Origin of the sequence: Paenibacillus periandrae (genome assembly GCF_022458865.1) — a bacterium.
GTDB classification, from domain to species: Bacteria; Bacillota; Bacilli; order Paenibacillales; family NBRC-103111; genus Paenibacillus_S; species Paenibacillus_S periandrae.
In genome coordinates, this window is record NZ_JAJNMU010000012.1 from 270,938 (window position 1) to 284,306 (window position 13,369).

Below are 13,369 nucleotides of genomic sequence, written 5' to 3' on the forward strand. Positions count from 1 at the left end.
CGTCCAAGAAGGAAGTCAGTCTACGCTCACCCCGAAGAAATCGGTTATTTTCTCCATTATATCTGTATCCGGCTTTCTAGTTTCATTCTCATAGCCGGAGATTGTTGATTCTGCCAAATTGAACTTTGAACCGAGTTCTTTCATTGTCAGGCCACTTTTTTCTAAGACTTCTGAGTCTTGTCCCGAACTTTATCATCACCTACTAAGATTCTACTTTGCAAAATGGGTTTGAACTTCGCGTTATGCATTCTATTATTGGTTTATCAACTTTGCGTAACGAATAGTTTGGAGGTGCTACATGAGTAGTTTAGTAAAAATGGCAAGATTATCTTCTGCATTTTCTATTGAGGATGCTGCAAGGCTGCTTTATATTTCTGCAGGTTATCTTTCTTAAATTGAAAATGGTCAAAGACAAGTCAGTGCTGCAAGAGCAGAAGAGATAGCTATTCTTTATCAAAAAAAGAGAAGAAATTTTTTTGCCAAGTCGCTACGTGATACGCGAAGTCAATGAGTCTTCTTCAGCTTAAAAGGTATGGAGTAGCAGGCGATTTAATTAATCAAACTGTAGTTAATGGATCTGAATTTTAAGGAGGTGTTATAGCTAAGCAAACAATGCATTTAACCATGCGACTTATTCGAGAGATAAGAAAGGAGCCTTAGACCATGGAAAACGACCAAAACCCAGAAGAAAAAGTCGTTGCCGTAAAAATTAGCCCTACTGAAGAGATGCCCAATTTCACAAGAGCTTTGCGAGGAATCATTGCTGAACTAGCAGTAGTAGAGGAAAAGGTAGATGATAAGCCAGCTTGATGTAAAAAGCCCGTCACCAAGCGGCGGCGGGCTGGTGAAGACTGAGGGGTTTTACAGGAGATTGGATCAGGGAGTAGGCGAGTAATAACAACTAACGTAAGCATATCCCCTTTTCCAGGTACTTTCCATTCCAATTAGGAAAGTTGGCGTTTACAAAAGTGCATTCAACGAAAGATATTTACCCCTTGAGTGAAAGGATATACATCCGAGCATTTGCAATATAACGATTGCCTGTCTAAGACCCTTGATGTATGCTGCTGTTCTTACTGGATCAGTCAAATCAAAGGTTTATCCTGTTTAAATCATTGGACGATCAGAAAAGACGGAATAAAAAGAAGCACGGTACTTAGCCGGGGGCATACCGATGTGTTTGCGGAACAGACGAAAAAAATAGTTCATATCGGAGATGCCTACATGAGAGCTAATTTCCCGCAAAGACAATTCAGAGTGCTCCAATAGATCTCTGGCCTTCAACATCCGAATTCTGTTCAAATATTGGAGAGGCGTTAAGTCGGTATGCTTCTTCAAACATTTGGTCAAGTAATCGATGGAAAAGTTTAATCTCTGCGACATCTCCTCAAGGCGGAAAGGTTTATCTAAATGTTCATTCAGATAGACGATTATATCGTCACATATTTGCTGACTGTGGTAATTGAGGGAAGTTTTCGACATTTTCTGAAGCAACATGAGCAATTGTCCAAATAGCGCCTGAAGAGGGAGCATCTGCTCAACAACGGAAAGGTTGCGAAGATCAATCATATCGTTCAGAAGCGACCAAATCTGATTCGTGTTCAGTTCTTTGAATTTAGGGATATACATAAATTGTTCCTGCGGCTCAAGGTCGCGGTATGTGGTGATGGGTAGAGCGGTAAGCCAACGGATATCTTCGGCGTGCACAAGTCGGCGAGCCTGGAGATGCTGAACATGTATATAATAGATCAACGTGTCCTCCTCGCAAGGGATATGGCCATAATGCAGCTTGCCTGGTTCCAGAACAAGCATCTGGTTCTCCCTAATTTCGTAAGGGATTCCGTCTTCAGTCATGTACAAGGTGCCACTACGAACAAAAATGATATCGTACAGTGAGAACGTACGTTCATAATGTTGAATGGACTTGGGAAATTTGACTTTACTCACCGTAACGAGGACGGGAAGAGGAGGAAACGACAGCTCCAGACATAACATGGGGAAGCAACCTTTCGATTCGTGTATGTAGCATAAGTATAGCGGCATAAGGTGACCCGTGCAACTTACTATAAAATGATTTTGTACTTAATTTGAATGATTTTCTGAATAGTAAAGCATGTGGAGAGAATCTATAATGGAAGGAGAGCATGGCCCTGTCGGGCTGGAATGGAGTGAAAATAGTAATGACTAATAAGAGCTTACATGAACGGTTGCTGCCAGCGCCCCAAGACGGTGGCTTCCAAATGACAGGATATTGGGTTTGGTGCGGATCAGTAGTCCAGAGTGAGGACGGACGCTTCCATATGTTCGCCTCCCGTTGGCCCAAGCATCTTCCTATGCATCCGGGTTGGCTTGCCCATTCGGAAGTAGTGCGGGCCGTTTCCGACACGCCTGAAGGTCCGTATCAATTTCAAGAGGTCGTACTGCCAGCCAGAGGCGCACAATATTGGGACGGCCGCAGTACTCATAATCCGCATATTGTTAAACATGGAAGTAAATATCTCCTGTATTACATGGGTACAACTTATCCGTTCCCCGATGTAGCGCCAGGCGAAAAATACGACTTGGATGATGCTCGTTGTATCGTGGCCAGAGCCAATAAACGGATCGGCCTGGCCACAGCAGATAGTGTAGAAGGACCTTGGGAGAGAATGGACAAGCCAATTCTAGATGTCCGGCCAAACAAGTTCGACAGCTATCTGACTTCGAATCCGGCTCCTTGTGTACACGAAGATGGCTCTGTACTGCTCATATACAAGTCCAGAGCTTACAAGGGACATACCTTTAGCGATATGGCTCTCGGGGCAGCATGGGCGGATCATTACATGGGTCCTTACCGCGCTATGAGTGAAGAACCGATTTTCCCGCCTTCGGATATTCATCTTGAAGATCCCTTTGTATGGAAGACCGAAGGCGGCTATGAGATGATAGCCAAAGACATGAACGGAAACGTGGGCGGAGAAAAGCACGGAGGTATTCATGCTCATTCCCGGGACGGTATGAATTGGCAAATTGCCGAAAATCCAAAAGCTTATTCACGGCAAGTCATCTGGGATGACGGAACGACAAAGCGTATGGGCAATTTCGAAAGGCCGTTCCTGTTGTTCCAGAATGGAAAACCGACTCATTTGTTTGCAGCTACAGCAGACGGAGACGGGAATTTCGGTGGCCGGAACACTTGGAACATGGTTATTCCTATTAAGGAATGATTGAGAAGATGATAAACGCTGACGGAGTGAGAGCTCACTTCGAAGGCGTTTTTTTGCCTGTTTTCCAAGAGGTAAGGATCGTGCGCACTGCTGCTCCATTTATTGATTACGTATTAGCTTAGCATCTAACCAAGGACGTACAATGGGCAGGACGTTGGCCGCTTGCATAGCTTGGGTGTGATCAAGCCCATCAACAATATGAACATCCCAGCCGAGAGCTTCGATTTCGCTCCGTTTGTTAATGAGTGGTCCAACGATGTCCACCTGTACGTCGCCCCAACGTTTGCCATAATCGATTTTGTCGGCAGCTCCTGCAAAGCAACAGCGAGGACACGTTAGTTGTGCTTGAGCTGCTCTATCGTTAAAATTTTGCAGCTCCTGATAGAGGGTGACGAACTGCTTGGTCTGAGCTTCATTCATCGTTACTTCAACATTTGACCAATCAAATTCATCCGAAGTTTGTTGGGAATAATTAGAGGGCTCTTGAGCTGAAATAGACCTTTCATGAGTGGCCATAGTAACTCTTAACATCTCTTGATATGGACCGTCAATAGGAGGAAAACCGCCCATAATGAGTGCAGTCAGTCGATCCGTTCGAAGGGCTAGCTGCATTCCGCTAAGAGCAAGCCATGAATAACCGTAATAAGCAAAACTCTCAGCTTCGACCGAATCTGCTATGGCGAGAAGATCGCGTGTGATATTGGTCGGTGTTAATGTATGGGGTTTAGGTATTTTGAGGACATGACCTTCATAGTCGAAAGCAATTACACGATATTGATCACTAAGACCGTCTATAAGTGACCGGCCCAGAGCAGGATCGACTCCCCATTTTCGCATTTCCTCGGCTTTTGCTCCTTCAGCTGGCTGGGGATTTACCGGAAGCAATAAGCTTGGACCCTTTCCGTGAACCTCCACGTCGATCCTATGTCCATCATGTAGTTTTGCTTTAAGCATGTTGATTTCCCTCCATTTCAGATTCATTTTTAAAAAGATAATTTCCTGCTTTGAGAGAATGCTTGAGCTTTTGAGTGGCTGTCATCGCATATTCAAAGTATCCAATCCACATGCCCACAAGCTCAGGATGCTTGGAAGGATCGGACGGAATGGGCTCCGTGGGTAAGGTTTTCAAGAACGTATCTATTTCTTTGAGTGAGTCGAGACGTTCCTCCAAGAGCGCAATCACATGTTGACGAGGAAGCATTTCCATAAACGCGATCCCTGCAGCCAATAACTGAAAATCGTTGCTCTTGAGTGCTGCTTCCAGTAATGATATAAATTCAGTCTTACCTTGCTCCGTTAGTGTATATTCCGTACGGGCTGGTCCCAGCTTAACACTATCCCCTGAAGCTTCGGCTTGTATCATTTCCTGTGCCTCAAGTTTTTCTAAAGCGTGGTAAATAGAGCCAGGTTTTACACTTGTCCATGTTTCGGCCCGCCATGAAGTAATTTCTCTGTAAACACCATAACCATGAGTGATTCCTTGACGCAAAATGGTTCCTAAAACAAGCAATCTTACGGATGACATCGTAGGCTAACTCCTTCCTCAAAATGGAACTTGGAACTTCATTGTAATGGATTTAAATTTATCTAGTCAAGTTTGAATAGTGGTCTTTTCAAGACGAAAAGAGCCCGCACGAAGGAATCAGAGTTCACAGGCACGAATAAGTTAGTTAGGTGTGAGACTAATGAACGAGGCTGGAGGGGGCATTCACAATGACGGAGTTGAATGAATTATTTCGTAAAAGAATTGGCATTCCAGATCATACAAAACTGACATTTGACATATTGGACTACATTCTTGAAAAAACAGCAGCAGCTATTCCTTTCGAAAATTTAAATATCATTTCAAATACAACAAAAGCTATAACCAGAGAAAATCTGATTAACAAAATTCTCATGAAAAATGAAGGGGGATTATGTTATCATTTGAATCCTCTGCTTTATTTTTTCTTGGTAGAGAATGGGTTTCAGGCCGTGTTAGTTCGCGCAGAAGTGTACAATCAGACAACGAATGACTGGTCCAGACTTGGAAGAACTCATGTAGCTATTCTGTTACAACATGAAGGTCAAACCTATCTGGTTGATACTGGATTTGGTGGAAACCTGCCACTGCGACCTCTGCCGCTAAATGGAGAAACGATTTCCTCTATGAATGGAGAATTTCGGGTCAAACCAGTGGAAAGTGAATATGGGGGCTATATATTTGAATATAAACTAAAATATAAGGATACCGAGTGGAAAACAGGCTATGCGTTTGATACCAAACGAATTGTAGAGGATTTATCTGAATTGAATGAAGTACAAGGAATTATCCTGGAGCATAAAGACTCGCGTTTTAACAAAATCTCACTGATTACCCAGCTTACAAGTGATGGAAATGTAACGTTAACGGATACTTCTTTTACACAATGGATTGATGGAAATTGTACAAAAGAACAGATTGATCGCGATACATTCAAAGAGCTTGCTAAGCTGCATTTTGGATTTCATGATTTATGAGCTGCTGTTAGGGTCAAATAACAGTGGTTGTCCACAAATGGTTCACCCTTTGACGAGGGTTGGGCTGTTTTTGTGTTTATCTCGATGTACCTTTCGGACGATATATTGACAATTTGACTAAACTGTCTTATGGTGATGTGCAATACTGATGTTCCACTACGATTTGAATGAAGCTAAAATAACCTTATAGAAAGAATGTTTAAGATGAAAATTGAATTTGAAAACCATAGTATTGATTTTAATGTACAGTATGGACATACAAAAAAGATATCGATTCGGATCGATTCTGCTGGTTTCATAACGGTCAAGGCTCCCAATCATACAAGCAAAGAAACAATTATTGGTGTTGTCGAACATCATGCCAAGTGGATACTGGACAAAAAATCCAGCATTGCTGAAGCACGACAAGTCCCTAAACAAAGAGAATATCTAGGAGAAGGAAAGTTTCTGTATCTGGGAAAAGAATATTTCCTTCATGAATTAATAGAGACTGGCGATTTGAATGAAGAGCAGCTCAAAAAAAGTCTCAAGAAGTTTTATTTTTCCAGCTGTGAAAAGATCGTGAGAGAACGTATAGTTAGCTATCAAAACCAGCTGAGGGTAAAACCTAAAACCATCGAGATCGTAGAGTCCAAAACCAAGTGGGGCAGCTGCAGCTCGGATAAAAAAGTGACCTTTAATTATCGATTGGCCATGGCTCCAATTGAAGTTATCGATTATGTAATCATTCATGAATTGTGTCATTTGATCCATATGAATCATGACAGATCATTTTGGAGACGTGTTGGAAGCATCATGCCGGATTATAAAGAAAAACAGGAGTTTCTGGCCAGATATGGGGGGTTTATGACATGTTAAAATTGACCCGTACAGCTTGAAACATATGAAAGAGCAAGGCACCACGCTGTAAAGAAGTCAGCATTTGTGCTATATTGGAATCAACTGGAAGGATGGGCAAGGAGGTAGACAGATGCTGAGCAAAATAGTGTTGTTCGTTGCACTCACGTGGCTGACCGGGAGTCCGATTATAGCCATTATCGTATTGCTAATTATTTTTTATGTACTGGAGCGACGTTTTATCGGATTATCACCAAGTATCCTCAAACCGATAAAACGGGCAAGAAAGCTTTCCAGGCTGCGTCAGGAGCTGCGGCTTAGCCCCCATCAAACCTCTGCGAAGCTAGATGTGGCACGAATATTTATCGAGCAGCGGAAATATTCGCAGGCGCATGAGTTACTGCTGCAGATCACTGAGGTGATGACGGAATCCGCTGAGGTTCGAGCAGAGCTCGGGATTTGTGAATTAAAGCTCGGGCATTTGCAGGAGGGTGAGCAAAGCATGCTGCTAGCACTGGAAATGAATCCGCGCGTTAAGTATGGGGAGCCTTATCTGCGATTGGCTGAAGCGTGGGCCGACAAGGACGCACATAAAGCAATCGCCTACTTGCAGCAGTTTCAGAGCATGAACTCTTCCTCATGCGAGGCTTATTATAGGTTGGGGCAGCTGTACAGCCAGCTTGGCCGCAAAGTGGAGGCGCGTGAGGCTTACCGGGCAACGGTTGAGCTGTACCGCGGGCTTCCAAGGTATCGACGCCGCTTCGAACGCCGCTGGGTTGTGCTGGCAAAGCTAAAAGGATAGCCGGGTCATGAAATGGAGTATTTTGCATATATGAGTTGAGGCTGGGAATGAGCTTGAATGCATTCTCAGCTTCTTTGCGTTCAAAATTAAGGAAATAACCTCCAATTACTACCTTTCTACTACTATAGTATACTACCACCCTCTGGGCTCGGATGATAAATTAGAGAAGTTCTAGAATGACGTCTCTACAGAACATAAGATGAAGCCCCAAATTTATTAAAAGGTTAGATGGAGTACTGCTGCAGCGGCATTTAGAGGAAGAAGGGTGCGGACGGAGGCATGTCGAAGGGAAATGACAATACAAGGGACGTTGGGGAACGATTCGTTGACGAAATTGAACAAATAGAACAGCATTTTATGGTGGGCCGAGAGAAGGAGGTCCAATTCTTCCGCGAGCAGCTTTCCAAGATGAAGTATAAAGGAAGTATTCTCAATATTTATGGTACAGGTGGCGTAGGCAAAAGTTACCTCCTCGACGAATTTCGCCGTATTGCCCATCAAGCGCAGATGCGGTTTCTGCTGCTTGACAGCATGGATTTTCCGCATAACCCACAAGACTTCTGTCTTCATCTGCTGCGCCTGCTTCGCTGCAACATATCTAAGGAGGAGCACTCGGATCAACGAAACCATTTGCTAGTGCAGTGTCAGGAAGCTTTTCAACGCGAGGTGGAAATGGGGGGAGTTATCCTTGCACTGGATACGTTCGAGGAGCTGGGAGAACTCGAATATTGGTTCCGCGATGAGTTCCTCACACAGCTTCATTCCAAGGTGCTCGTTATTATATCTGGACGCTATCCGATACAAGGCGCGTGGCTATCCTCTCCTGCTTGGCGCCAGCTGATCTACCCTATGCCGATTGGGGATCTGGATTATTATTCGGTAAAGGAGTATTTGAACCGTTCCGGATTTCAGGTGGAGGCTGATATCCAGCGGATATGGAATAAGACCAAGGGGCATCCGTTGACTCTATCCCTGCTTATGTACACAACAATGTCCGATACTCTGCAGCCAATGGCGATAGAGGAAGATAACGGTGTGTTCGCTCAAGTGGTGCATACCTGGTTGAAGGAGCTTCCGGATCCACAGCTTCGCGAACTGGTAGAGGCGGCGGCGGTATTGCGACACTTCAATCAGGAGCTTCTCTCCTGTGCAATGGGAAGGCCGATTCCGACGGAGGAATTCCTTAAGCTGGTTAGACTTTCCTTCGTCCGCCGGGTAGATCGAGGCTGGCTGCTTCATGACCTTATGCGAGATGCGATCACTCACGAGCTTCAGTTACGCACACCTGAAAAATACGGGGAGATTCGGAAGCGCTGCAACCTGTATTATTATGATCTGATCAAGGAATCCGTACATAAGAGATCCGTCGCTTGGGAAACGGCTGAGTGGTTCTATTATATTGGTGATCCGGCGATTCTGGCCTTTTTTTATCAGAATTCGGGCACATACCGGTGGGAACCGCTAAGCAGCTCCAACTGGTCTGAGGCCGAGCGTTATATCGAGAACAGACGATTATCAGCCAAAGAAGCAAGGATTGCGTATACCAATCCAGAAACGTTAGAGCGTTATGAGTACGTGATATCTGAGGAAGAAAATTTATATACCTTGAAGCATATCCATCTACAGGAGCTGTATGAGCTGGATTTGAGCATCGTCAAGCTGATACGGGACAAGCAAGGAGGTTTGTCTGGTCTCTCGGTAATCATTCCAATTAACATACATACGTTGGATTATCTGCTTACCCGGCCGTTATCTTCGTCTTATTTTGTAAGCTTGCCGGAGCCAAGACTGAAGGAAATGATGGTACCGAGAGAAACGAATGCAGGGTATTTCGTAAAGACGATCGATATTCCCGACTTCGCCGACCAATCGTTGCGTGCAGCTGCCGGTTTAACATTCATCACTCATATTATTTCTGCGGGATTCCTGATCGCGGCGCCTCCAGCCAATCCGTTCTTTGGAGAGATCCACCTCGGTCTTGGCTGTCAGGTCGCCAAGCATGCGGTGCATTACGATTATGACGGCCTTACGCCTACACCTTACTATGTCATTGATACAAGAGGTAATAAATTGCAAAGCTATTTGAACAAAATGCTGGCAGGCTTCGATATGTTGGACGAACGAAGAGAAGACGCGCAGGAGGAGCTTTCCTCACTGACTCCCCGAGAGATCGAGGTCGTGGAGCTAACCATTCAAGGTCTCACGAATAACGAAATTGCCGGAAAGCTTTATCTCAGCGAGGTGACGGTGAAGAAGCATTTGTCCAATGTTTTCAGAAAGCTGAACATTAAAAACAGAAGCCAGCTGGCTTTTCTGATAGGGAAGCATAATTCTTTTCCAAACTCATAATTCTTGTTATTGAAGATAATTCTCCAATACATCATATTAATACCAGAATAACCCCTTAATATCAGCTAATGAGCATAAGCTCATGAAATGATTATAGGGGTTATTCCAGTTGTATGGGCCGTTACCCACACATTGTCGGCTGAAGATTATAGACTGAACAACGTGCGGCGCTCTATGATGCTTAAGTAAACAACGATGGAGAGGAGGTGAAAGCTATCAAACGCAGCTTAGGAGCGGTACCGGTTAAAGATGCGACCACAAGCTTTAAAAGAGCTATCCGAAAAGATATTTGGCTGTATGGTATGATGCTGCCGGGACTGATCTATTATCTGTTATTTAAGTATTTGCCGATGTGGGATATGCTGATTGCCTTCAAGGATTATCAGCCGGCACTTGGCTTTTGGGGCAGCAGATGGGTAGGCATGGAGCATTTCGAACGTTTTTTTTCGGAGCCGATCTTTTGGCAGCTGTTTCGGAATACAGCGATACTGGCGGTATACAACATCGTGTTATTTTTCCCGTTACCGATTATTGTTGCCCTGATGCTGAATGAATTGCGGATTCAATGGTTCAAAAGAACCGTCCAGACCTTCATTTATATTCCCCACTTTTTCTCGATTGTTGTTGTTGTAGGGATCACTTATGTGATGTTTACGACCGAAGGAGGGATCGTTAATGAGGGCGTGGCAGCAATGGGCGCCGATAAGCTCAATTTTCTTACAGGACCCGAGTGGTTTCGGCCGATGGTGACACTGCAGGTCATATGGAAAGAAACAGGATATGGCACGATCATTTTTTTGGCAGCGCTTGCAGGTGTGGACCCGACCTTATATGAAGCATCCAAAATTGATGGGGCGAGCCGCTGGCACCAGCTTTGGTACATTACGATGCCGGCTATCAAAAGCACCATAGTCATTCTCCTCATTCTTCGTCTGGGTAATTTTCTCGATACCGGCTTTGAGCAAATGCTGCTCATGATCAACGCGCTGAATAGAGAGGTTGGTGAGGTCTTTGATACTTACGTCTATACGAACGGGATTACACAGGGGCAATTCAGCTATTCGACTACCGTAGGCTTGTTTAAATCGGTCGTTGGTTTGATTCTGGTCGTCGCGGCTAACCATATTTCCCGAAAATTAGGGGAAGAAGGTGTATATTAAAGGTAAAGGATTCATTAGGGAAGGGGGTGCCCGAGTTTGCACAAACGTTCTGTAGCAGGCACGATTTTTGATATCGGGAACATTACAGTTCTTGCTGTAATAGCTTTATTAACCTTATTTCCGTTTCTACATATCGTGGCCGGTTCACTTGCTTCGGCGAAGGAGGTGCTGGCTAGTAAATTCATATTATTTCCCAAGGAATTTTCGCTGGAGGCGTACCGGTTTATTTTTTCCGAGAATACGCTGCTGCGCAGTTTGCTGATCACGATTTATATTACCGTTGTCGGGACCTTGATCAATATGGCGATGACCTTGTTGATGGCCTATCCGTTGTCCCGCAATGTCAAGGGTAAGCGAACGATTATGCTGCTGGTTGTGTTCACGCTTCTGTTCAGCGGAGGGATCATTCCAAGCTTCCTGGTCGTTAAATCGTTAGGGCTGTTGAATACGTACGGGTCCTTATGGCTTCCCGGGGCAATCAATTCATTTTACATGATCATTTTGATCAATTTTTTCAAACAATTGCCTGTGGAATTTGAGGAATCGGCAAAAATGGACGGCTGCAACGATCCCTTGCTTCTGTGGAAAATTGTCATTCCGCTCTCACTGCCAGCGATGGCCACCTTTTCCCTGTTTTATTCGGTATCGCATTGGAACACGTTTTTCAGTGCCTTGCTCTACATCAACGATTCGCATAAATGGCCGATTCAAATTTTGCTGCGACAAATTGTCATTATGTCTTCAGGAGGCATTGGAGATGCGAGCTTTGCGGCAGAAGCCTCATATGTTGTGCCGCCGCAAACGGTAAAAATGGCTGTTATCGTAGTTGCTACGCTGCCGATTATTATGATTTATCCGTTCCTGCAAAAACATTTTGCCAAGGGCGTGCTGTTAGGTTCAATTAAAGGATAATATGGAGAGGGAGAACTGCGATGAAAAAACGAGCTTATCATACAGCTATATGTACATTGGTCACCTTGTCGGTGCTGACTGTCGGCTGCAGTGGAGATAAGGGGCAACAACAGGGAGAAGCGCTAGCCGCCGCCAGCACGATAACAACACCCAAGACGCCTGATGTGAAGCAGCCGCCGCTCAAGCTGAGTATTATGGCCACTTATTACACCCCTCAGCCGCCAAGCAACCAGAATGACATTTGGAAGAAGCTGCAGGAGATCACGGATACACAAATCGAAATGACATGGGTGCCGCGTTCTGCCTATGACGATAAGGTCAGTGTCTCGATTGCCTCCAATGATTTGCCCAAGGTGATGCTGGCGTTGAATTCTTCGGCCCCGCCCTTGGTGAATGCGATTAAATCTGGATTATTCTGGGAAATTGGTCCTTATTTGAAGGATTACAAAAACTTGAGCGCCCTGAGCAAGCTGCAGTTCGAGAGTACCAAAATACAAGGGAAAACGTACAGCTTATACCGTTCCAGGCCTCTTGCCCGATTTGGCGTCACCTACCGCAAGGATTGGTTGGATAATCTGAATTTGAAGGAACCCAAAACGCCTGAGGATATGTACAACGTCATGAAAGCGTTTGCCAAAAATGATCCGGACAAGAATGGCAAGGATGACACTTATGGAGTTCTTGCTTTTAAAGATGGTCAGGGTTACTTGATCCCGCATATCGCTTCATGGTTTGGAGCTCCGAACGGATGGAAGGAAGAAAATGGACAGTTCACGCCGGATTTCATGACAAATGAATATCTCGAAGCTCTTAAATACATCAGAAGGCTGTATGATGAGAAGCTGTTGAACCAGGACTTTGTCGTGACAGAAGAACAACAAATGAACACGATGTTCAATCAAGGCAAGGCTGGCATTAATCTGGGCCTGTTTGATGATGTCGGTAAACAGCAGATGGAGGTTGCCAAGCTGAATCCGAATGCGAAGATAGCTATTCTCGATACGATAACCGGGACCAAAGGTCAGCGGGTTTGGGCACAGCCAGGCTATACCGGGGTGTTCCTGTTCCCGAAATCCTCGATCAAGACAGAAGAGGAATTGAAACGGATTCTGGCGTTTTTTGACAGGCTGCAGGAGCAGGATGCCGTGAACATGCTGACCTGGGGACTTGAAGGCAAACAATACAAGCTGACGAACGGTCAAGTTGAGAAAATCGGCGGAGATGAGGCCTTCGATAAGGATACGCTTGGTCTCGGTGAGCTTCGCATTGACGACGGCTCGAAGGAGCTCGTTGCAACAGGCGAGAATCCATTGACAACAAAAGGGAAACAGCTTATCAAGGATAATGTAAAGATTGCTGTTGTTAATCCGGCGCTGCCCTTATATTTCGAATCCCCAACCTGGAGCCAAAAAAGCAATGAATTAAGAAAAATAGCTTCCGATGGCGCTGTCAAGTTTATTATGAACAAAATTGATGAAAACGAATGGAAAAAGGTTCAGGAGGACTGGAAAAAGGCGGGCGGGGATAAAGTGTTGACCGAATTCGCCGAGAGCTTTGCCAAAAGTAAAACCAAATAGCGTGCAAACTAGTAAAAGAGCGATAGG

At 44.8% G+C, this 13,369-nt stretch carries 13 protein-coding genes; 9 read left to right on the forward strand and 4 right to left on the reverse strand.

Going from position 1 to position 13,369, the window contains the following annotated elements:
- Nucleotides 1-15: 15 nt before the first annotated feature.
- Nucleotides 16-144 carry a helix-turn-helix domain-containing protein gene (locus LRL21_RS21660; protein WP_240417864.1) on the reverse strand — a complete coding sequence of 43 codons (129 nt, stop codon included), beginning with the start codon at nucleotides 142-144 and terminating at the stop codon, nucleotides 16-18.
- Between the two features lie 519 nt (nucleotides 145-663).
- Here LRL21_RS21660 and LRL21_RS21665 point away from each other — a divergent pair.
- Nucleotides 664-810 carry a hypothetical protein gene (locus LRL21_RS21665; RefSeq protein WP_240417865.1) on the forward strand — a complete coding sequence of 49 codons (147 nt, stop codon included), beginning with the start codon at nucleotides 664-666 and terminating at the stop codon, nucleotides 808-810.
- A gap of 297 nt (nucleotides 811-1,107) precedes the next feature.
- Here the strand turns inward: LRL21_RS21665 and LRL21_RS46315 are convergent, their stop codons facing one another.
- Nucleotides 1,108-1,947, reverse strand: a complete 840-nt coding sequence (locus LRL21_RS46315) for a helix-turn-helix transcriptional regulator (protein WP_240417866.1) — start codon at nucleotides 1,945-1,947, stop codon at nucleotides 1,108-1,110.
- A gap of 233 nt (nucleotides 1,948-2,180) precedes the next feature.
- On the opposite strand from LRL21_RS46315, the gene LRL21_RS21675 reads away from it, so the two are divergent.
- On the forward strand, nucleotides 2,181-3,206 hold the full coding sequence (locus tag LRL21_RS21675) for a glycoside hydrolase family protein (RefSeq protein WP_240417867.1): 1,026 nt from the start codon (nucleotides 2,181-2,183) through the stop codon (nucleotides 3,204-3,206).
- 99 nt (nucleotides 3,207-3,305) lie between these two features.
- On the opposite strand, the gene LRL21_RS21680 is transcribed toward LRL21_RS21675, so the two are convergent.
- Together LRL21_RS21680 and LRL21_RS21685 are read right to left on the reverse strand one after the other, a co-directional pair.
- Nucleotides 3,306-4,160, reverse strand: a complete 855-nt coding sequence (locus LRL21_RS21680; RefSeq protein WP_240417868.1) for an alpha/beta fold hydrolase — start codon at nucleotides 4,158-4,160, stop codon at nucleotides 3,306-3,308.
- Nucleotides 4,153-4,716: a PadR family transcriptional regulator gene (locus LRL21_RS21685; RefSeq protein WP_240417869.1), complete on the reverse strand. Its 564-nt coding sequence runs from the start codon at nucleotides 4,714-4,716 to the stop codon at nucleotides 4,153-4,155. The genes LRL21_RS21680 and LRL21_RS21685 overlap by 8 nt, the downstream gene beginning before the upstream one ends.
- A 203-nt stretch (nucleotides 4,717-4,919) precedes the next feature.
- On the opposite strand from LRL21_RS21685, the gene LRL21_RS21690 reads away from it, so the two are divergent.
- From LRL21_RS21690 to LRL21_RS21720, 7 genes are all read left to right on the forward strand, one after another.
- Complete coding sequence (locus tag LRL21_RS21690; RefSeq protein ID WP_240417870.1) at nucleotides 4,920-5,705, forward strand: arylamine N-acetyltransferase family protein; 786 nt, start codon at nucleotides 4,920-4,922, stop codon at nucleotides 5,703-5,705.
- Nucleotides 5,706-5,909: 204 nt separating this feature from the next.
- On the forward strand, nucleotides 5,910-6,563 hold the full coding sequence (locus LRL21_RS21695; RefSeq protein ID WP_240417871.1) for a M48 family metallopeptidase: 654 nt from the start codon (nucleotides 5,910-5,912) through the stop codon (nucleotides 6,561-6,563).
- 115 nt (nucleotides 6,564-6,678) lie between these two features.
- The gene (locus LRL21_RS21700) at nucleotides 6,679-7,344 is read left to right on the forward strand and encodes a tetratricopeptide repeat protein (RefSeq protein ID WP_240417907.1); all 666 of its coding nucleotides are present in this window, start codon (nucleotides 6,679-6,681) and stop codon (nucleotides 7,342-7,344) included.
- Between the two features lie 279 nt (nucleotides 7,345-7,623).
- Nucleotides 7,624-9,693: a helix-turn-helix transcriptional regulator gene (locus tag LRL21_RS21705; RefSeq protein WP_240417872.1), complete on the forward strand. Its 2,070-nt coding sequence runs from the start codon at nucleotides 7,624-7,626 to the stop codon at nucleotides 9,691-9,693.
- Between the two features lie 302 nt (nucleotides 9,694-9,995).
- Nucleotides 9,996-10,853 (forward strand): ABC transporter permease, encoded by an 858-nt coding sequence (locus tag LRL21_RS21710; protein ID WP_076238070.1) that lies wholly within the window; start codon nucleotides 9,996-9,998, stop codon nucleotides 10,851-10,853.
- Nucleotides 10,854-10,889: 36 nt separating this feature from the next.
- A complete protein-coding gene (locus LRL21_RS21715) occupies nucleotides 10,890-11,765 on the forward strand; it encodes a carbohydrate ABC transporter permease (RefSeq protein ID WP_240417873.1) in 876 nt (291 codons plus the stop codon).
- A gap of 20 nt (nucleotides 11,766-11,785) precedes the next feature.
- On the forward strand, nucleotides 11,786-13,342 hold the full coding sequence (locus LRL21_RS21720) for an extracellular solute-binding protein (protein ID WP_240417874.1): 1,557 nt from the start codon (nucleotides 11,786-11,788) through the stop codon (nucleotides 13,340-13,342).
- Nucleotides 13,343-13,369 lie beyond the last annotated feature (27 nt).

What these genes read in the sequence shown, in the direction of transcription:
- LRL21_RS21660 (WP_240417864.1), bottom strand. Translation starts at nt 144, where the DNA reads ATGAAAGAACTCGGTTCAAAGTTCAATTTGGCAGAATCAACAATCTCC.
- LRL21_RS21665 (WP_240417865.1), top strand. Translation starts at nt 664, where the DNA reads ATGGAAAACGACCAAAACCCAGAAGAAAAAGTCGTTGCCGTAAAAATT.
- LRL21_RS21675 (WP_240417867.1), top strand. Translation starts at nt 2,181, where the DNA reads ATGACTAATAAGAGCTTACATGAACGGTTGCTGCCAGCGCCCCAAGAC.
- LRL21_RS21680 (WP_240417868.1), bottom strand. Translation starts at nt 4,160, where the DNA reads ATGCTTAAAGCAAAACTACATGATGGACATAGGATCGACGTGGAGGTT.
- LRL21_RS21690 (WP_240417870.1), top strand. Translation starts at nt 4,920, where the DNA reads ATGACGGAGTTGAATGAATTATTTCGTAAAAGAATTGGCATTCCAGAT.
- LRL21_RS21695 (WP_240417871.1), top strand. Translation starts at nt 5,910, where the DNA reads ATGAAAATTGAATTTGAAAACCATAGTATTGATTTTAATGTACAGTAT.
- LRL21_RS21705 (WP_240417872.1), top strand. Translation starts at nt 7,624, where the DNA reads ATGTCGAAGGGAAATGACAATACAAGGGACGTTGGGGAACGATTCGTT.
- LRL21_RS21710 (WP_076238070.1), top strand. Translation starts at nt 9,996, where the DNA reads ATGATGCTGCCGGGACTGATCTATTATCTGTTATTTAAGTATTTGCCG.
- LRL21_RS21720 (WP_240417874.1), top strand. Translation starts at nt 11,786, where the DNA reads ATGAAAAAACGAGCTTATCATACAGCTATATGTACATTGGTCACCTTG.